General features: G+C 72.8%; 12 protein-coding genes. 8 read left to right on the forward strand and 4 right to left on the reverse strand.

What is annotated here, in order from left to right; all coding sequences use genetic code 11:
• Positions 1 to 76: 76 nt before the first annotated feature.
• Genes ACFLFB_RS00870 through ACFLFB_RS00880 form a run of 3 tightly spaced genes read right to left on the reverse strand, consistent with a single transcriptional unit; the run spans position 77 to position 8,144 of the window.
• Positions 77 to 2,548, reverse strand: a complete 2,472-nt coding sequence (locus tag ACFLFB_RS00870) for a beta-galactosidase (RefSeq protein ID WP_392543816.1) — start codon at positions 2,546 to 2,548, stop codon at positions 77 to 79.
• A gap of 44 nt (positions 2,549 to 2,592) precedes the next feature.
• Positions 2,593 to 4,776, reverse strand: a complete 2,184-nt coding sequence (locus tag ACFLFB_RS00875; RefSeq protein WP_392543817.1) for a glycoside hydrolase family 3 N-terminal domain-containing protein — start codon at positions 4,774 to 4,776, stop codon at positions 2,593 to 2,595.
• 2 nt (positions 4,777 to 4,778) lie between these two features.
• Complete coding sequence (locus ACFLFB_RS00880) at positions 4,779 to 8,144, reverse strand: cellobiose phosphorylase (RefSeq protein WP_392543818.1); 3,366 nt, start codon at positions 8,142 to 8,144, stop codon at positions 4,779 to 4,781.
• Between the two features lie 169 nt (positions 8,145 to 8,313).
• Between ACFLFB_RS00880 and ACFLFB_RS00885 the strand changes: the two genes are divergently transcribed.
• The 8 genes from ACFLFB_RS00885 to ACFLFB_RS00920 all read left to right on the forward strand — a co-directional run bounded on the left by ACFLFB_RS00885 (position 8,314) and on the right by ACFLFB_RS00920 (position 17,779).
• Complete coding sequence (locus tag ACFLFB_RS00885) at positions 8,314 to 9,999, forward strand: ABC transporter substrate-binding protein (protein ID WP_392543819.1); 1,686 nt, start codon at positions 8,314 to 8,316, stop codon at positions 9,997 to 9,999.
• A 101-nt stretch (positions 10,000 to 10,100) separates the two neighbouring features.
• Positions 10,101 to 11,090, forward strand: coding sequence for an ABC transporter permease (locus ACFLFB_RS00890; protein WP_392543820.1), 990 nt, complete (start codon positions 10,101 to 10,103; stop codon positions 11,088 to 11,090).
• Entirely contained in the window at positions 11,087 to 12,025 is a 939-nt protein-coding gene (locus tag ACFLFB_RS00895; protein ID WP_392543821.1) for an ABC transporter permease, read from the forward strand. Before ACFLFB_RS00890 ends, ACFLFB_RS00895 begins: the two co-directional genes overlap by 4 nt.
• A gap of 3 nt (positions 12,026 to 12,028) precedes the next feature.
• The gene (locus ACFLFB_RS00900; RefSeq protein ID WP_392543822.1) at positions 12,029 to 13,900 is read left to right on the forward strand and encodes an ABC transporter ATP-binding protein; all 1,872 of its coding nucleotides are present in this window, start codon (positions 12,029 to 12,031) and stop codon (positions 13,898 to 13,900) included.
• A gap of 89 nt (positions 13,901 to 13,989) precedes the next feature.
• On the forward strand, positions 13,990 to 15,126 hold the full coding sequence (locus tag ACFLFB_RS00905; protein WP_392543823.1) for a LacI family DNA-binding transcriptional regulator: 1,137 nt from the start codon (positions 13,990 to 13,992) through the stop codon (positions 15,124 to 15,126).
• Positions 15,119 to 16,423 (forward strand): glucoamylase family protein, encoded by a 1,305-nt coding sequence (locus ACFLFB_RS00910; protein WP_392543824.1) that lies wholly within the window; start codon positions 15,119 to 15,121, stop codon positions 16,421 to 16,423. The genes ACFLFB_RS00905 and ACFLFB_RS00910 overlap by 8 nt, the downstream gene beginning before the upstream one ends.
• Positions 16,424 to 16,473: 50 nt before the next feature.
• Entirely contained in the window at positions 16,474 to 17,334 is an 861-nt protein-coding gene (locus ACFLFB_RS00915; protein ID WP_392543825.1) for a DNA-formamidopyrimidine glycosylase family protein, read from the forward strand.
• A 106-nt stretch (positions 17,335 to 17,440) separates the two neighbouring features.
• A complete protein-coding gene (locus ACFLFB_RS00920) occupies positions 17,441 to 17,779 on the forward strand; it encodes a rhodanese-like domain-containing protein (protein ID WP_392543826.1) in 339 nt (112 codons plus the stop codon).
• 19 nt (positions 17,780 to 17,798) lie between these two features.
• On the opposite strand, the gene ACFLFB_RS00925 is transcribed toward ACFLFB_RS00920, so the two are convergent.
• Positions 17,799 to 18,575 (reverse strand): ZIP family metal transporter, encoded by a 777-nt coding sequence (locus tag ACFLFB_RS00925; protein ID WP_392543827.1) that lies wholly within the window; start codon positions 18,573 to 18,575, stop codon positions 17,799 to 17,801.
• Between the last annotated feature and the right edge of the window lie 340 nt (positions 18,576 to 18,915).

An 18,915-nucleotide genomic window follows, 5' to 3' on the forward strand; every position in this document is an offset into this window, starting at 1 on the left:
GGGCAGTACGTGCGGTGATGACGACGCCTACTGCCCCGTAGCGCGCGAGGGGGGCGCGCTCGGGAGGGGTACCGGGTCAGGCGTGGGCGGAGGCCTCGATGTGCAGCTCGGGCTCGTCGGCCGCGGGGTCGAAGTGCGGCGACGTGGTGTCGAGCCGCAGGACGAGCTCGGCATCGGCGTGCGCCTCGTGGGGAGTGACCCGCACGGTACCGTCGGCGAACGGGGTGACCTCGTAGGCGTCGTCGGCCTGCACGGCCATCCCGGGCGTGACGTCGACGTGGCCCGGCCCGTCGCCGACCCGCAGCAGCGGCCGGAACCGGATGGCGCCGTCCTCCACCCCGGCGACCTCGCCGGTGCCGCCGATGAGGCGGATCCCCGCGACGTCGAGGCCGAGCGGCAGCACGTACCCCGAGCGCGGCGGCACGAGCAGCGGCTGCCCGTCGTGCATCTCGGCCCCGTCGAGGGTCACGGTCGTCGGCATCGTCGCCCCGGAGATGTTGATGACGTGCAGCGCCCGCTGCCCGTCGGCCGAGGCCGTGGTCGTCGTGATGACGCCCGGGAACGGTGTCGCGGTCGACACCCCCGGCGTCGCCCCGAGGGCCGCCAGCGCGCGCCCGAACAGGTCGCGACTCGAGGGCAGCTCGGCCGCGAGGACGACGACGCGCCCGTCGCCGAGCGGCACGTCGACCCCGCACACCGTGCCGTAGACGTCGGTGAGGACGACGTCGCCGCGGTTCGGCCGCAGCTCCTGGCGCCAGCCCACGCGCATCTCGGGCCACGGGGCGGCCCAGCCGTGCGCGACGACCGACGGGTAGTAGTGGCCGGTGTCGCGCACGACGTCGCCGTGGCCGAGGTCGAGCGCGTCGGCGAGGACGTGGCAGGGCGTGCCGTCGAGGTCGAGCTGCGGGACCGGCCCGAGGAGGAGGACGCGGCCGCCGGCCTCGGCGTGGGCGACCACCCGCTGCTGCACCACCTCGGCGAGGTACCGGCCGGCACCGAGCACGAGGACCGATCCGGGCCGGGGAGAACGCTCCTCGAGGTGCACCGCACCGAACCGGTACCCGGCGAGCAGCAGCGACCGGGCCAGGGCCCGGCGCTGGCCGGCGCCGCGGTGCTGCGACAGGTCGTCGACGGCGTCGGTCATGAGGGCCGAGCCGGGGTGGTGGTACTCGGTGGCGTACGCGTCGAGGACGAGGCCGAGCTCGACGTCGTCGTGCTCCTCGTCCATCACCGCCAGCCACGACTCGTTCGCCTTCACCGCGTGGACCGTGCGCGCCGTGGCCTCGTAGGCGAACCCGCGCTGGCCCTCCGGGCCGACCGGGGCGGCGGTGCCGTGGCGCTCTCCGGTGAACGACAGACGGTCGTTGCCGTCGTCGACGACCTCGTCGAGCGGCGGGTTGATACCGCCGGCGAACAGGTAGTAGTTGACGACCCGGTTGCCCTGCGCGAGGCACAGGCGCGTCTTGAGGTCGGCGGTCGACGGGTCGTACTGCATCTCGGCCCCGGCGCCGTAGTCGCCCGACCCCGCCTCGAACTCCAGGGAGGTCAGCGGCTGGTCGGCGTCGTGCACGGCGTCCATGAAGGCGTTGATGACGTAGAGGTCGCTCATCGTCGTCAGCGTCGCCTCGCCCATGTAGTGGTCGCTGCCCGAGACCATCCCGGGGATGCCCGAGTAGGTCCGCACGAGCTGGCTGATGCCGATGGGGAACGGGGTGCCGCTGCCGCCCTCGGTGCCGTGGATGTTGATGGCGAACGGCACCCCGCGGATGCCGAGGTCCTCGGCCATCTCGCGCAGCGCGAGCACGTAGTCGGCGAAGCGGTCGCGCATGAACTCGCCGAGGTCGCGGCGCAGCGGACCGGCCCACGCCTCCTCCGGCGAGCGGACGGCCTGCGCCCAGCCGTCGCCGCCGGGTGCCACGGGGTACGGGCCGGGGCCGTCGTACTTCGCGGTGACCCAGCGGCCGAGGTGGTCGAGCAGGTGGTCGGTGAGGTCGGGCGAGTTGGTGACCCACGCCAGCATCCCGACCTCGTTGTCGAGCTGGAGCATGACGACGTTGCCCCCGTTCGGCTGGAGGCGCTGCGCGATGAGGGGCAGCACGGCCTCGAACCAGCGCCGCGTCTCGGCGAGGAAGGCGGGCGCGAGGTAGTCCACGGTCCTCGACGGTGCCTGCACGCCGTCCCAGCCCACCGGGACGACCTCGGGGTGCTCGCGGTAGACGCGGAACGGGATGCCCTCGTTCTTCAGCTCGGCCATGACGAACGGGCCGGGCCGGGCGATGAACATCAGGCCGCGCGCGGCGCACAGGTCGATGAAGGCGGCGACGTCGCGCTCGGGGCGGGTGCGGCCCTCGACGTCGATCGAGCCGTCGGGGAGCTCGTGGAAGACCCACGGGATGTACGAGGCGACCGCGGTGAGGCCGGCCTCGACGACGAGGTCGAGCCGTTGCTCCCACTCGTCGCGGGCGACCCGGAAGTAGTGCACCTCCCCGGCCATGACGATGCGGGGCGTGCCGTCGACGACGACCTGCTTGGCGGTCAGCTCGATCACGGGGGTCTCCTGGGGAGGGGTGTCGTGGGCTGGGTACGGGAGGGTCAGGCGGTGAGGTGGAGGGAGACCGGGCGCAGGGTCGCGGCGTCCGGGCCGGTGAGGAGGACGACCTCGCCGGCGTCGACCCGCTCGGTGAGGTCGCGGCCGGTGTAGGCGAAGTCCGTGGCGGTGAGGGCGAACTCGACGTCCTCGGAGGCGCCCGGCGCGATCGCCACCGAGCGCCAGGCGACGAGCTCGACCTCCGGCCGGGTGACGTCGGCGACCGGGTCGTGGGCGTACACCTGCACCACCTCGCGGCAGGGGCGTTCGCCGGTGTTGGTGACCCGCACGCTCAGCGTGGTGGCCCCGCCGTCGACGGGCACCGAGGCTGCCGACAGCACTGGGTCGCCGTACTCGAGGGTCGTGTACGACAGGCCCCGCCCGAACGGGAGGCGCGGGTGCGTCAGCGAGTCGGCGTACCGGCCCTCCCACGGGTCGCGGTCGGCCGGGATGAAGCGCCCCGTCGGCCGCTGGTGGGTGCTCGTCGGGATGTGCCCGGTCGACAGCGGGAAGGTCATCGGCAGGCGGCCGTGCGGCTCGACGTCGCCGGTGAGCACCTGGGCCAGCGCCGTGCCGGCCTCGACGCCCGGGTGCCACACGACGAGCACGGCGGACGCGAGGTCGAGCACCTCGGACAGGTCCAGCGGGCGCCCGGTGTAGACGACCGCGACCACGGGCTTGCCGAGCGCGGCGACGTGCCGCAGCACGTCGAGCTGCCCCGGGGGCAGCCCGATGTCGGTGACGCAGCGGTCCTCGCCGGACCGGCCGCGGTGCTCGCCGAGGAGCAGCACCGTGGTGTCGGCCCGGCGCGAGACCTCCAGCACCTGGTCGGCGTACCGGCCGTCGAGGACGTCGAGGCGCTCGCCGTGCGTGACACCCTCCTTCTCCCCGAACCGGGCCCGCAGCGCGTCCGCCGGGGTCACGACCTCCTCGCCGCGTCCGTCGAGGACCCACGTGCCGAGCAGCGCGTCGCCGTCGTCGACGAAGGCCCCGCTGAGCAGCACGCGCCCCGAGGCCTCCGTGAGCGGCAGCACCCCGTCGTTCTTCACGAGGACGTGCGCCGCGACCGCCGCCCGCAGCGCCACCGCACGTGTTGCCGCCGTGGGGGCCGGCGACCCCTCGAGGTCGCCCGCGTACGGGTGCTCGAACAGCCCGAGCCGGACCTTGAGCCGCAGGACGCGGCGCACGGCGTCGTCGAGGAGCGCCTCGTCGACCTCGCCCGAACGCACCAGGTCGGCGAGGTGGGCGGTGTACGCGCCCCCGCACATGTCGAGGTCGACCCCGGCCTCGATGGCCTGGCGGGCCGCCTCGCGCAGGTCGCCGGCCACGCCCTGGCGGACGAGCTGCCCGACCCCGTTCCAGTCGGCGACGACCACCCCGTCGAAGCCCCACTCGCCCTTGAGGACGTCGCGCAGCAGGCGGCGGTGCGCGTGCATCGGGGTGCCGTCGACGTCGTTGAAGGCCGCCATCAGCGTGGTGACCCCGGCGTCGACCGCGGCGCGGAACGGGCGAAGGTGCAGGTTGCGCAGGGTGTTCTCGCCGACGGTCACCGTGTTGTAGTCGCGCCCGCCGGTCGACAGGCCGTACCCGACGAAGTGCTTGGCGCAGGAGGCGAGGCGGCGGCGGTCGGAGACGTCCGGGCCCTGGAAGCCCCGCACCATCCCGGCCGCCAAAGCTCCGGCGAGCACCGGCTGCTCACCGAGCGACTCGGCGACCCGCCCCCACCGGGGCTCCTCCGAGATGTCCATCATCGGCGCGAAGGTCCACGCCACCCCCTCGAGGGTGGCCTCCTGCGCGGCGATGCGGGCGGCCTCCTCGGACAGCTCCTCGTCGAACGACGCCGCCAGCCCGAGCGGGATCGGGAAGACCGTGCGGTGGCCGTGGATGACGTCGCGCCCGAAGAGCAGCGGCACGCCGAGGCGGCTCTCCTCCACGGCGAGGCGCTGGGCCGCGTCGATGTTGCCGACGAGCACGCCCTCGTCGCGCTCGTTGCCGGCGGTGGCTCCGGACGCGAACAGGCTGGAGGACACCCCACCCTCGCGGATGGCGGCCTCGTCCTCCGGGGTGAGGTTGGCGACCTGGTGCGTCTGCCCGACCTTCTCCTCCAGGGTCATGGCGGCGAGGAGCGCGTCGACGCGCTCCTCCGTGCCCAGCGTGGTGTCGAGCCAGGGACGGTCGGAGCTGCTCATGCTCAGCGGGTCTCCACGATGACGTCGGGGCGGTCGTCTCCGGCGGTGCGGCCGGCCACGGCCCGGCGCAGGTCGTCGAGCTGCACGCGGACTCCGCCGTGCCGGTAGGGGTTGTCCAGCCCGGTGGTGGCGAGGTCGGCGCCGCGGGAGGTGACCCGGGTGACGCCGTGGCCCGCGCGGCCGGGACGGACGAGGACGTCGAGGGTCCCGCCGTCGAAGGGCACGGTGGCCCGCAGCTCGCCGAGCGCCGGGTCGACCACGGGGTCGAGCTCGACGGCGGTCCCCCGGCGCCGCACGCCGAGGAACACCTCGACGACGAGCCGCAGGAACAGCCCCGGGCCGGAGGAGTAGACCCGCCAGCCGCCCTCGAGCGGGACCTCGCCGGCCATCAGCTCCGGGTAGCGGTCCTGGGCGTCGTAACGGTCGGTGAAGGCGCCGTCGGACGACGAGAAGTACGTCGTCGACTGGCGCGGCCGTGCCGGGCCGACGAGGTCGACCGCGCCGCGGGGGGTGGCGATGGCCAGGGCCCGGAGCAGCTGCTCGCCGCGGCCGACCCGGGCCAGCGCCTCGGCGTAGCGCAGGTGCGCGTGCAGGTACATCAGCCCGATCTCACGGCCCCAGAAGGTGCTGGCCTCGGCGCGCTGGAACACGCTCATCGGACCGCCGGCGTAGCCCACCGGGCGGTCGAACAGGCGCGCGCCGTCGGGCCCGAGGAGGTGCTCCTCGATGAGGGCGAGGTGGTGCTCGGCCTGCTCGGAGGTCAGCAGGTCGGCGCTCACCGCGTGGACCCACGGCAGGATCCCCAGGGTCAGGCCGGTGCGCTGGTCGCGGGGGTGGACGAGCGGTTCGCGGGTGCCGTCGTCGTGGTGCAGGACGTAGCCGGGCAGGACGTCGTCGGTGATCAGCTCGTGGTGGATGGCGTCCTCGGTGGCGTCGGCCAGGGCCGCGGCGCGCTCGCCGAGCGCGGGCTCGGCCCCGACGGCCCGCAGGCCGGCGGCGAGGGTGCGCAGCGCCTGGGTCTGCAGGACCGAGGTCCACACCGACACGAGGTTGCTCGCGAGGTGCGGGTCGGCGGGCTGGAGGGAGTCGTTCCAGTCGCCGTGCCCGTACGCCGGGAGCGGGCTGCCCTCCACGGTGCCGGCCTCGATGCGGTCGAGGGCGCGAGCCAGGTGGTCGGCGACGCGCAGCGGCTCGGTGAGCCCGGTGTCGTCGACGAGCGGGAGCACGACCTCGAGGAGGTCGGCCTCGCCGCTGGCCAGCAGGTGCTCGCCGGTGGCGAGGAGCGGCCAGAAGACGACGTCGCCGTGCGAGTCCTGCTGTCCCGAGGTCGGCAGCGGCGGCAGGAACTCGAACGCCTGCGGCCAGTCGCCACGGGCGTTCTGCGCGCGGAACACCCGGCCCAACAGCTCGCGGACCACGTCCTGGCGGTCGAGCGCGGTGAGCAGCCCGACCGGGCCCTGGCACACGTCACGGGTGCCCCACCCACCGCCGGTGTACTGCTCGAGGCCACGCGGCGAGAGGTAGTGGACGAGGGCGTCGTGGGCGAACCACGGCAGGGCGCTGCGGATGGGGGCCAGCAGCTCGGCGCGGTCGGCCGGGGCGTCCGCGGCCGTGAGGTCGAGGTTGCGGGCGGCGCTGTCCCAGAACGGCGCCCGGTGGTCGGCGTCCTCCTCGCGGGCGACGTCGAGCCCGGCGGCGATGCGCAGGTGCCAGACCCGGGTGGCGCCCACGGCGAGGGTGACCCACGAGGCGTCGCGCGAGGTGTGGTCGGCGTGGAGGACGGCGTCGTCGCCCACGGTGGTGTCGGCGCCGTCCCAGTCGACCCGCCAGCCGTCGACGCCGCCCACGGTGAGGGAGGAGGCGGAGGTGGCGAGCTCACGCTCACCCGCGGTGGCCAGGGCGACGAGGAACGGGCGCGGCCGTCCGGCGCGCACGCGCACCGTGAGGGTCAGCTCGTCGCGCTCGGCCGGTGCGCCGGTGCCGACCTCGAGGACGAGGTCGTCGACCACGTAGAACCAGGTGCAGCCGTCGAGGCCGACCCGCCAGGCCGAGGGCGTCCCGAGGAGGCGCGGGCCCTCGTCGGTGTCGAGGAGGATGCGCGCGCCGTGCGCCCGGTGCAGGCCCAGGTAGGACCGGCGGCCGGTGAGCAGGGGGTCGCGACCGACGTGCCCACGGGTGACCTGCGAGAGGAAGGTGCCCTCCATCCACACGGTCGTGGTGAGGCAGTGGGTGTCGGGGGACAGGGTCGAGCCGGTGCGCAGCAGGTGGCCGTGGGGCCGCAGCACCGCGAGCTCCTTGGCCGCCGTGACGACGTGGTGCTCGCCCGTCGACCACGCCCACGGCTCACCGGTCGGCGAGGTCTCGACGTCGGTGACCGGGGCGATGCCCAGGGTGTCGAGCTCGTCGGCGGTCAGAGGGCGCGACGCGACGGTCGGCGCCCCGCCGAGCAGGGTGGGGACCACGGGGACCCCGCCGGACAGGGCCACGGCCGCCGGTGACGGGCGGGTCTCGGCCACGGCGAGGTCGAGCCAGCGGGAGTCGGCGGCGTCGGTGGCCTCGGGGTGGTCGGCGAGGACCAGCCCGACGAAGCCGGTGCGGTGCGTGGCCCCGGGGGCCAGGGGTGCCGGCTCGTCCTGGAGGACGACGAGGGTGTGCTCGTGCTGCACGCGGGTGGCGGGCAGCGACGCGCGGTCGAGCCCGGACCACCGGGTGCCTTCCGGCGTGCGCTCGACGACCTGCAGGGCATCGGTGGCCCAGCCGGTGCCTCGGCGCAGCGAGCCGAGGACGAGCCACGGCACCGACGTCCCCGGCATGTTCTGCCGCACGGCCAGCGCCGTGCCGCGGCAGGTCGCCAGCGGCGAGACGTCGAGGTACTGGGCGACGTAGTACTCGTTCGTCGCGACGGCGCCGGGAGGGGCGAGTGCCGGGTCGTGGGTGAGGACGACGTCGACGACGACCTCGCGCGCACCGGTGTTCTCGACCTCGACGTCCCAGCGCCACGACGCGTGGGCCGGTGCACCCGCCTCGGGTGCCGCGGAGGTGTCTCCGGCGCCGGCCCGGAAGGTGACCGCCCAGTCGAGGTCGGACCACGTGCCGTGCACCCGCACGACGCCGTCGCCGGTCTCGACCACACCGTTCGACAGGGGCCCGAGCAGCGGTGTCCAGGAGGCGTGTTCGCCGTCGTGGACCCGGAGGTGGAGGTTGGCCGGGCCGGCCTCCAGCTCGCCTGCCGGATAGAGCAGGAGGCTGTGGCCGAAGGCCTCCAGCCGGGCCGCGGAGCCGTTGGTCGTGAACTCTGCGGAGAGTCCCTGCGCGCTGTCGACCCGGGGCCTGGGCGCCGGGACCTGGACGGTCTGCTGGTTCTGCACGTCGTCGTTCCTACCAGCGTCCCCCCACCCGTGTGCGGGTGAAAACCCCTGTAAACAAATGAAAACAGAGGTGTCCAATGAAAGTAGTTTCATGGTTTCGCAGACCCCCGGCGTGCGTTCGCGGACCCTACGTTGGCCCCGACGAACCCGCTCAGGAGGTCTAGCAACGATGCTGACTCGATCGACGTCCCTCGCCGCCGCCGGTGGCCTGCTCGCGAGCCTTGCGCTCGCTGCGTGCTCGGGAGGAGGTGGCACTGCCTCAGACGGCGGCTCCGGTGGAGGAGCCGGCGGCGGAACGGTCGCCCAGCTGACCTTCCCCGCAGAGGTCCAGGGAGCGGTCGGCGGTCTCGGCAACTTCAACCCGTACTCGCCCAACCCCCTGACGACGTTCTGGCTGTACGAGCCGCTCATCATCAAGAACGGCCTCACCTGCCAGGAGACGCCGTGGCTCGCGAACTCGGCGGAGTGGAAGGACGACAAGACCCTCGTCATCACGCTGCGTGACGGCGTGAAGTGGAGCGACGGGCAGCCGTTCACCGCGAAGGACGTCGCCTTCACCTTCAACCTCATGAAGCAGTACCCCGGCATGGACAAGGCGGGGGTGTGGACCGACACGTTCGGCGCACCGGCCCAGTCGGTCACCGCCGAGGGCAACACCGTGACGATGTCGTTCTCCGGCAACGCCGCCGCGAAGTACGACGAGATCATCAAGCAGAAGATGCTGCCCGAGCACGTGTACGCCAAGGTCGGTGACCCGACGAAGTACATCGACAAGAAGCCGGTGTCCACGGGCCCGTACAAGCTGGCCAGCTTCAACGGCCGCCGCCTCGTGCTCGAGCGCCGCCCCGAGTACTGGCAGGCCGACAAGGTCAAGGTCCAGAAGATCGTCCAGGAGGGTCAGTACGACGCCTCCCAGGCCGCGCTGAAGCTGCGCGCCGGCGAGCTCGACGCCTACTGGGGCGAGGTCCCCAACCCCGAGAAGACCTTCGTCTCCGCGAACAAGAAGACCAACCACTTCTACTACGCGCCCAACGGGATGACCGTCCTCACCGGCAACCTGCAGAAGAAGCCGTTCGACGACGCGAAGTTCCGCGAGGCCATCTCGTACGCGATGGACAAGGAGGCCATGTCGCTCAAGGCCACCTACGGCGTCATGAAGCCCGCGAGCCAGACCGGCCTGAAGCTGCCGTCGATGGAGAAGCTGCTCCCCGACACGTACAAGGGCAAGGACACCGTCCTGCCCTACGACACGGCCAAGGCCAACCAGCTCCTCGACGCCGCGGGCTACGCCAAGGGCGCCGACGGCAAGCGCACCCTCCCCGACGGCTCGCCCCTCGCGGTGAACTTCTCGGTGCAGGCCGGCTTCATCGACTACCAGGCCATCGCCGACGTCATCGCCAAGGGGATGAACGAGGTCGGCGTCGCCACCAAGGTCACCGCCTCCGCGCCGGAGTCGGTCGACGACCAGAAGAAGACCGGTGACTTCCAGGTCCTCCTCGAGTACCTCCACGGCGGCTGCGAGCTGGCCCGCAACATCGGGGCCAAGCTCTCGAGCAAGCAGTTCCCGAGCGCGAAGGAGATCCTGCCCAACGTCGGCCGCTTCTCCGACCCGTCGGTCGACGCCACGGTCGCGGCGCTGTCGCAGGCCACCGACGAGGCGACCCAGCGCACCGAGGTCGGCAAGCTCGTCGACGTGATGATGACCAAGTACCCGGTCACCTCGCTGATCTACGCGCCCACCCGGCTCATCTACCGCACCGACAAGGCGACCGGCTGGCCCAGCGAGCAGGACCCGTACGCCAACCCGTCGGACGACCGGCTCCTCGTCCTCACCCGGCTCACCGCGCCGAAGTGACCCCCTGAGCACCGTCCCGGGGCGCGCGACCCGCGCCCCGGGACGGTTCCCACCGCGTGGGACGCACGCGGGACCCTCGCGAGACCGACGGAGGACGTGACGTGAAGTACTTCGCCCGAAAGGTGGGCTTCTTCCTGGCCACCCTGTGGGCCGTCGTCACCCTGAACTTCATCATCCCCAGGCTCCAGCCCGGGGACCCGGCGGAGATCATGGTGCGACGGCTGGCCGGCAAGGACAACGCCCTCGACCCGGCGCAGGTCCGCGCCATGCGCGCCATGCTCGGCACCCCCGACGGGTCGCTGTGGGAACAGTACACCGCCTACCTGCGCGACCTGGTCCACGGGGACTTCGGCCTCAGCTACACGTACTACCCGTTCCCCGTCAGCGAGGTCATCGGCCAGGCGATCTGGTGGACGGTCGTCCTCGTCGTCGTGACCCAGGTCCTCGCGTTCGCCATCGGCATCACCCTCGGCACGTTCGCCGCGTGGCGCCGCAACACCCGGGTCGACTCCGTGATCACGCTGGGGTCGACCTTCCTCGGCACGCTCCAGCCGTTCTGGATCGCCCTGCTCCTGCTCTACGTCTTCGGCTACACGCTGGGGATCCTGCCGACCTCGGGCGGGTACGAGGCCGCGACCCCCGGGTTCAACGGCCCCTTCATCCAGGAGGCCCTGACCCACTCCCTGCTGCCGGCCCTCTCGCTGCTCATCGTCGCCCCGGTCGGCTGGGTGCTCGGCATGCGCAACACGATGATCATGAACCTCGGCGAGGACTACATCCGGCTCGGCAAGGCCAAGGGCCTGCCCGAGCGACGGATCGCCCTGCGCTACGCGGCCCGCAACGCCCTCCTCCCCAGCGTCACCGGCTTCGCCCTGGCGCTCGGCAGCGTCCTCGGCGGCGCGATCCTCGTCGAGACCGTCTTCGACTACCCGGGCCTGGGCCGGCTCATGGGTGAGGCGGTCGGGGCCAAGGACTACCCCCTGCTGCAGACCCTCATGCTGCTGACCACCGTCGGCGTGCTGCTGGCCAACCTCGTCGCCGACCTGCTCTACGGCGTCCTGGACCCCCGCGCGCGAAGGAGCGAGTCGTGACCACCACCCCAACCTCCGACCCGATGCGGCTCGGCGACGTCGACCAGGGCCAGGCCACCGCCGCGGCCGAGGAGGTCAGCGACGCCCAGGTGCCCGACGCCTGGTGGAAGATCATCTGGAGCAGCAAGAAGGCCCGGGTCGGCATCGTCATCGTCGCCGTGTACGTCCTCGTGGCCCTCTTCGCGCCGCTCCTGGCCCCGCACGACCCGACCAACTCCGACTTCGTGCCGCTCGCCGGGCCGAGTGCCGAGAACTGGCTAGGGACGACGACCAACGGCCAGGACATCGCCTCGCAGCTGATCTACGGCTCGCGCGTCTCGATGCTCGTCGGCCTCTTCGGCGGCGTGCTCGCCACCCTCATCGCCCTGTTCATCGGCATGGTCTCGGGCTATGCCGAGGGCACCCTCCTCGACGACGGCCTGACCTTCGTCACCAACGTGGCGCTCGTCATCCCGGTGCTGCCGCTCATCATCACGCTCGTGGCGTACGCCGAGACGCGCGGTGTCGGGCTGATCGTCGCGGTCATCGCCATCACCTCGTGGGCGGGGGCGGCGCGCGGCAAGCGGTCGCAGATCATCACCCTGCGCAACCGCGACTTCGTCACCGCCGCCAAGTTCTCCGGCGAGGGCACGCTGCGGATCATCTTCCGCGAGATCATGCCCAACATGACCTCGCTGGTCGCCGCCGGCTTCGTCGGTGCCGCGACCGGGGCCATCGGTGCCGAGGCGGGTCTGGCCGTCCTCGGCCTCGGCGACTCGCGCCAGGTCTCGTGGGGCACGATGCTCTACCAGGCCGACGCCCAGGGAGCCATCGCGCAGGGCCTGTTCATCTGGGTCTTCGCGCCCGGCCTCGTCCTCGCCCTCCTCATCACCGCCATGTCGTTCCTCAACTTCGGGGTCGACCTGCTGAGCAACCCCCACCTGCGGGAGGACTGAGCGATGAACCCGATCCTCACGGTCGAGAACCTCTCGGTCCGCTACGAGCCCAAGGCGCACCGCTCCATCACGGCGGTCTCCGACGTCTCCTTCTCCCTGCGACCGGGCGAGTTCGTCGGCATCATCGGCGAGTCGGGGTCGGGCAAGACCACGCTCGGCAACGCCGTGCTGCGCCTGCTCGAGCGCCCGGCGCGGATCAGCGAGGGCACCATCACCTTCGACGGGCGCGACATCACCACGGCGCCCGAGGACGAGCTGCGCGAGCTGCGCTGGCGCGACATCTCCACGGTCTTCCAGAGCAGCATGAACTCGCTCAACCCCGTTGTCCGCGTCGACGCCCAGTTCGCCGACGTCATCGAGGAGCACTCCGAGCTGCGCGGCGACGCGGTCGACGACCGCATCGGCGAGCTGTTCGACATGGTCCTCATCGACCGCAAGTTCATGAAGGCCTTCCCGCACGAGCTCTCCGGCGGGATGAAGCAGCGCGTCAACCTCGCGCTGGCGCTGGCCCTCGACCCCAAGGTCGTCCTCCTCGACGAGCCGACGACCGGCCTGGACGTCGTCGTCCAGCACTCGATCCTGGAGAACGTGCGCCGGCTGCAGGCAGAGAAGGGCTTCGCGGTCCTGTTCATCAGCCACGACATCGGCACCGTGCTCGACCTCTCCGACCGGCTCCTCGTCATGTACGCGGGCCGCATCGTCGAGGAGCGGGCCACCAAGGACCTCCTCACCGACCCGCTGCACCCGTACACGAAGGGCCTGCTCGGCTCGTACAGCGACCCCCGCGCCGAGACGGTGCGGATCACCTACATCCCCGGCCGCCTGCCCGACCTCAGCCGGCCCACCGAGGGCTGCATCTTCGTCGCGCGCTGCCCCGAGAAGATCGCCCGCTGCGAGACCGTGACCCCGGTGTTCGCCCCGCTCGACGGTGGCGAGGTCGCCTGCCACGTCGCGCGGATCCAGCGCGGGGCCGACGAGGGCGGGGCCGACGCCGAGGGCATCGGCGAGCCGACCTCGCACTTCAACGGCCCGGAGTTCGTCAAGACCGCCGACGAGTCGGCCAAGGCCCTCGAGCACCCGCCGCTGCTCTCCGTCGAGGGCGTCACCAAGGTCTACGAGCGCCGTCGCGGCTTCAAGGTCGAGCGGACCACCGCGGTGGAGGACGTGTCGTTCACCCTGCGCCGTGGCGAGGTCACCGCCCTCGTCGGCCAGAGCGGGTCGGGCAAGTCGACCCTCGCGCGCCTCATCACCGGCGTCGACAAGCCCACGCAGGGCCGCATCGTCTTCCACGCCGAGGGCGGCGACCGTGAGGTGGCCGGCTACCGCGGGCGCTCGCTGCGCGAGTACCGCAGCCACGTGCAGATGGTCTTCCAGGACCCGTACAGCTCGCTCAACCCGACCAAGCGGATCGGCCAGGCGCTGGAGCGCCCGCTCGTCAACTACCAGAAGCTCAAGGGCGACGCGCTGCGCGCGCGGGTCCAGGAGCTGCTGGAGACGGTGGCGCTCACGCCGACGGACCGCTTCCTCAACCGCTACCCCTACGAGCTGTCGGGCGGGCAGCGCCAGCGGGTCGTCATCGCGCGGGCGCTCGCGGTGGAGCCCGAGATCATCGTCGCCGACGAGCCGATCTCGAGCCTGGACGTGTCGATCCGCGCCGAGGTGCTCGAGCTCCTCGCGACCCTCGTGCGCGAGCGGGACATGGGGATCCTCTACATCACCCACGACCTGCTCAGCGCCCGGATGCTCTCCGACGAGGTGCTCGTCCTCCACGAGGGCCGGGTCGTCGAGCGCGGGCCGACCCTCGACCTCATCCGGGCCCCGAAGGACGACTACACCAAGAAGCTCCTGGACGCGGTGCCCAACCCGTTCGCGTGACCCTGCTCGCCCCGCGTCCCACCTCCGGCCGCGAGACTGGCCTTCCGTCCCCCGGGACGGCAGGGTGGGTCGCGGCGGAAGGAGGACGGGTGGGAGCGGACGACGACGACCGGCCCGTGACGATCTACACCGTGGCCGAACGGGCCGGGGTGTCGATCGCCACGGTGTCGCGCGTCCTCAAGGGGTCGACCCCGGCCTCGCCGATGACGCGGCGCAAGGTGCTGCGCGCGGTCGAGGAGCTCGACTACGTGCCCCTGCGGTCCTCGCGGCCGGTCGACGTGCCGCGGCACCAGACCCACGGCCTCGTCCTGCCCGGGCTGCACGGCCCCTACTTCTCCGACCTGCTCACCGGGTTCGAGTCCACCGCAGCGCAGTACGGCCAGTCGGTGGTGGTGGTCCTCGCCAACGGGCCGGTCGACATCGAGACCTCGCTGCGCAACGTGCTGCAGCGGGTCGACGGCCTCGTCGTGGCCACGGCGACGGTCAGCGACGCCACGGTGCGCACCATCAGCCGCGGCACGCCCACCGTGCTGCTGGCCCGCGACCCGGTGGAGGGCTGCGACGCGGTGCTCGTGGAGAACGAGCGCAGCGCGGCCGAGCTGACGAGCCACCTCATCGGCCACGGGCGGCGGCACATCCTCTTCGTCGGCGACGGCGCCCGTTCGCACGACGTCACCGGCCGGTACGACGGGTTCGTCTCCGCGCTGCGGAAGCGCAAGCTGATGGAGGCCGGCCCGCCGATCCGCGTGCACCCGGAGGAGACCTTCGGGCCGGAGGCCGTCGACCGCATCCTCGCGATGTCGGAGCCGGTGGACGCGCTGCTGTGCGCCAACGACGAGCTCGCCCTGTCGATCATGGCTCAGCTGGCCCGGCGGGGGGTTCGGGTGCCCGACGACATCGCCGTGACCGGCTTCGACGACATCATGACCTCACGGTTCATGGCGCCGGGGCTCACGACCGCGCAGCAGCCGACGCGCGCGCTCGGGCGGTGGGCCGCCATCCGGCTGCACGAGCGGATCGAGGGGCGCACGCATGACGTCGAGCCGCTCGTCATCCCGACCAAGATCATCCTGCGCGGGTCGTGCGGCTGCCCGTGGGACGGCCCGTCGCTGCCCACGCCGCCCGAGGCGCAGTTCACGCGCCCCGACCCGGTGCCGGCGCCGGCGCGGAGCAACGGTGCGGCGGCGGTGGTCCCCCAGCGAACGCAGGAGCACGCCGGTGCCTGATGCCGCCCTGCTGGGCCGGTGGGCGGGTGACACATGGCGCTGCCTCGACGCGATGACCGACGAGCGGACCGGGCTCCCCGCCGACTGGATCCGTGAGGACCTCGACCCCGCGACCCGCTCGGGCTACACGTCGCCGACGAACATCGGCGGCCTCCTGTGGAGCACCGTCGCGACGCGCGAGCTCGGCCTGGTCTCGGCGGACGAGTGCCGAACACGCTGTGCGAGAACGCTGTCGACGCTGGCGTCGGTGGAGCGGCACGACGCCACGGGGATGCTGGCCAACTGGTACGACGAGGGCAGCGGCGAGCTGCTGCGCGTGTTCGTCGACGGCACGCGGGTCGTGCCCTTCATGTCGAGCGTCGACAACGGCTGGCTCGCGGCGGGGCTCCTTGTCGTCGAGTCGGCGGTGCCCGGGCTGGCGCAGGAGGCGCGTCGGCTGCGGCTGGCCATGGACTTCGGCTCCTTCCACGACGCCGCGGCGGGCCCCTCTGGACCCGGCGGCCGGCTGCGGGGCGGGTTCTGGGAGGCCGACCCCGGGCAGCCCACCGTCCTCGCGGCGTACACCGACACCGAGCCGCTGCACCACACCCCGCACCACTACGACCTGCTGAACTCCGAGCCCCGCATCGCCTCGTACGTCGGGATGGTGGCCGGGCAGGTGCCGCCCGAGCACTACCCGGCCCTGTCCGCACCGCTCGTCACCTACGGCGGGCGGGACGTCGTGCCCACGTTCGGCGGCTCGATGTTCGAGGCCCTCATGCCCGACCTGCTCGTCCCCGAGGAGGACTGGTCGCCGCTGTGGGCCGCCAACCACGGCGCGACGGTCGCGGCGCACGGCGCGTGGGCGAAGCAGCACGGGTGGCCGGCCTGGGGCTGGTCGCCGGCGGCCCGGCCCGGCGAGGGCTACGCGGAGTGGGGCGTGGCCCCCATCGCCTGGCGCGACCCCGGGTACCCCAGCGTCCTCGACGGCGACCCCGTCGTCACCCCGCACGCCGCCGCGGTGGCGCTGCTCCACGACCCGGAGGCCGCGGCCTCCTGCCTGGGCCACCTCGAGGAGCTGGGCTGCTACGGCCCGGGCGGGTTCGTCGACTGCATCGCGCTGTCGTCCGGCCGCACCGCGGGCCGGTACCTCGTCCTCGACCAGTCGATGGTGATGGCGGCGCTCGCCCACGTCCTCACCGGTGGTGCGCTGCGCCGGGCGTTCGCGGGACCGGAGGTGGAGACGGTGCTGCGCCCCGTCCTCGAGGCGCGCGGCTGGCCCGACGAGTCGGCCCGGATGCCCGGCCGCGTCGCCTGAGCAGGACGTTCACCCTCCCGCCCGACGGCGGCGTTCGGTAGCGTCGCGGCATGCCCGAGCTGCCCGAGGTGCAGGCCCTCGTCGACTTCCTGCGTGCGCGCACCGACGGGCTCGTCGTCACGGGGGTCGAGCTCGGCTCCATCTCGGTGCTCAAGACCTTCACGCCGCCCCCGCAGGCGCTCGTCGGCGCGCCGGTCGACGGCGTGGCCCGGCACGGCAAGTTCCTCGACCTCGACTGCGGCGGGACCCACCTCGTGTTCCACCTGGCCCGGGCCGGGTGGCTGCGCTGGTCCGACGCGATGCCGGCCACCGTGCTGCGGCCCGGGAAGTCGCCCATCGCGCTGCGGGTGCGCTTCGACGACGCCTCCGGGTTCGACCTCACCGAGGCGGGGACCAAGAAGAGCCTGGCGGCCTACATCGTGAACGACCCGTCCACCGTGCCACGGGTCGCCTCGCTCGGCCCCGACCCGATGGCCGACGCGTTCACGCTCGAGGAGTTCGCCGCCATCGCGGCCTCGCACCGGATGCAGGTCAAGGGGATGCTGCGCGACCAGTCTGTCATCGCGGGGGTCGGCAACGCGTACTCCGACGAGGTGCTGCACGTCGCGAAGCTGTCGCCCTTCGCCATCGCGGCGAAGCTGGGGGCGCCGGAGGTCGAGCGGCTGTACGAGGCGCTGCGGGCGACCCTGGCCGCGGCCGTCGCCACGGCCTCCGGGAAGCCGGCCAAGGAGCTCAAGGACGCCAAGCGCGCCGGCATGCGGGTGCACGGGCGCACCGGCGAGACCTGCCCCGAGTGCGGCGACGTCGTGCGCGAGGTGTCGTTCGCCGACTCCTCCCTCCAGTACTGCGCCACCTGCCAGACGGGGGGCAAGCCGCTCGCCGACCGGCGCACGAGCAAGTTCCTCAAGTAGCACCCCCCTTCAGCCGACTCCTTGCGCTGGGTGAACCGGATCGGCGCCCCGGGCGTCAGCTGAGCGCAATGCGTCGAGGGCCGTGGGGGTTGGGGATACTGGAGCCATGAGTGTCTTCCCCGACGTGCCCGTGACGGACCTGCCCGACGACGCCGTCGTCCTCGACATCCGTGAGCAGGACGAGTGGGACCGCGGCCACGCCCCGACCGCCGTGCACATCCCGATGTCCGAGCTGCCGGCCCGCGTCGACGAGCTCGCCCCCTTCCTCGACGCCGACGAGCCCCTCGTCATCACCTGCCGGTCCGGCGGGCGCGTGCAGCGCGTGATGCCGTGGCTCGAGCAGCAGGGCTACGAGGTCGCCAACCTGGCCGGCGGGATGCGCGCGTGGCACGCCGCGGGCAAGCCGATGCAGGCGGCCGGCGGGTCCGCCCCCGAGGTCCCCTGACGGCTCGCTCGGCCCGGCCTCAGGCCGAGCTGATGAAGAAGGCCACCGCGAAGCCGAGCACGGTGAGCAGCCCCACGAGCCGGCCGGCGTGCTCGACCGCCTCCGGCATCATCGTGTCGGCGAGCATCGTGAGGATCGCCCCCGCCGCGAAGGTCTGGATGAAGGCGACGGTGCCCTCCGACGCGTCCCCGAGCAGGACGTAGCCGAGGACGGCCGAGAGGGTCGAAGCCGCGACGACGAGCGCCCACAGGCGCAGGATCCAGCCGGTCGACTTCCCCGACGCCTTCAGGCCGGTGGTCGCCGACATCGACTCGGGGATGTTCGACAGGAAGACGGCAGCGACCATCGCGATGCCGACCCCGCCCCCGCCGAGCAGGCTGATGCCGATGGCCGCCGACTCGGGGACGCCGTCGAGGAGGGCGCCGAGGACGAGGGCCAGGCCGCTCGAGGCGCCGCCGGCCGTGGCGGCGGCTTTCGTGCCACCGGTCGAGGCGGGCGCCGTCTGTCCGCCGTGGACCGGGCTCTTGCGCCGGTGGCCGCCGCGCTGGTCGATGAGCCAGTCGCCGGTGAAGAAGGTGACCGACCCGGCGGCCAGTCCCAGGGCCGCCGACGTCCCTCCGGCCGACCGGAACGCCTCCTGTGTCAGCTCGAAGGCCACGGCGCTGATGAGGACGCCGGCGCCGAACGCCATGACCAGCCCGATGACCCGCAGCCCGACGTGCACGTAGAGGCCGATGAGGGCCCCGACCAGCAGGGCTCCCCCACCGACGAACCCCCACCACGCGGCCTCGAGCACGTCCCCACGCTACCGAGGTCCGCGTCGATCGGGTCGTCTTGCGCTGTATCGCCCCAGCCCTAGACACCGCTAGCCACCCCTCGACTCCCTGCCGCGTGTGCTGCGGTGGCTGCCCCGGCGACCCCGGGCGCACGCGGGCGATGGTGGTGAGTCGCGCACCGGTGCCCCGACCGTCGCAGCAGGTCGAGGCACCGGTGGTTCCACCCTGCTCCTCCCCGGCGGAGATTTCCTCCCAGAGCGAACACGATCCGGTGAACACTTCTCACCGCCCGCCAACCCGGCCTCCCCGCTCGCCGGTGAGTGCGGAAGTGGTCGCCGGGGCAGCCACGTGCGCACTCGC

It is taken from the genome of Oryzobacter telluris, from assembly GCF_043099285.1.
In the GTDB taxonomy this organism is placed as follows: domain Bacteria; phylum Actinomycetota; class Actinomycetes; order Actinomycetales; family Dermatophilaceae; genus Oryzobacter; species Oryzobacter telluris.

Excerpts from the sequence above, each read along its gene's own strand:
- ACFLFB_RS00875 (WP_392543817.1), bottom strand. The coding sequence starts at position 4,776 with ATGAGCAGCTCCGACCGTCCCTGGCTCGACACCACGCTGGGCACGGAG.
- ACFLFB_RS00885 (WP_392543819.1), top strand. The coding sequence starts at position 8,314 with ATGCTGACTCGATCGACGTCCCTCGCCGCCGCCGGTGGCCTGCTCGCG.
- ACFLFB_RS00915 (WP_392543825.1), top strand. The coding sequence starts at position 16,474 with ATGCCCGAGCTGCCCGAGGTGCAGGCCCTCGTCGACTTCCTGCGTGCG.
- ACFLFB_RS00920 (WP_392543826.1), top strand. The coding sequence starts at position 17,441 with ATGAGTGTCTTCCCCGACGTGCCCGTGACGGACCTGCCCGACGACGCC.
- ACFLFB_RS00900 (WP_392543822.1), top strand. The coding sequence starts at position 12,029 with ATGAACCCGATCCTCACGGTCGAGAACCTCTCGGTCCGCTACGAGCCC.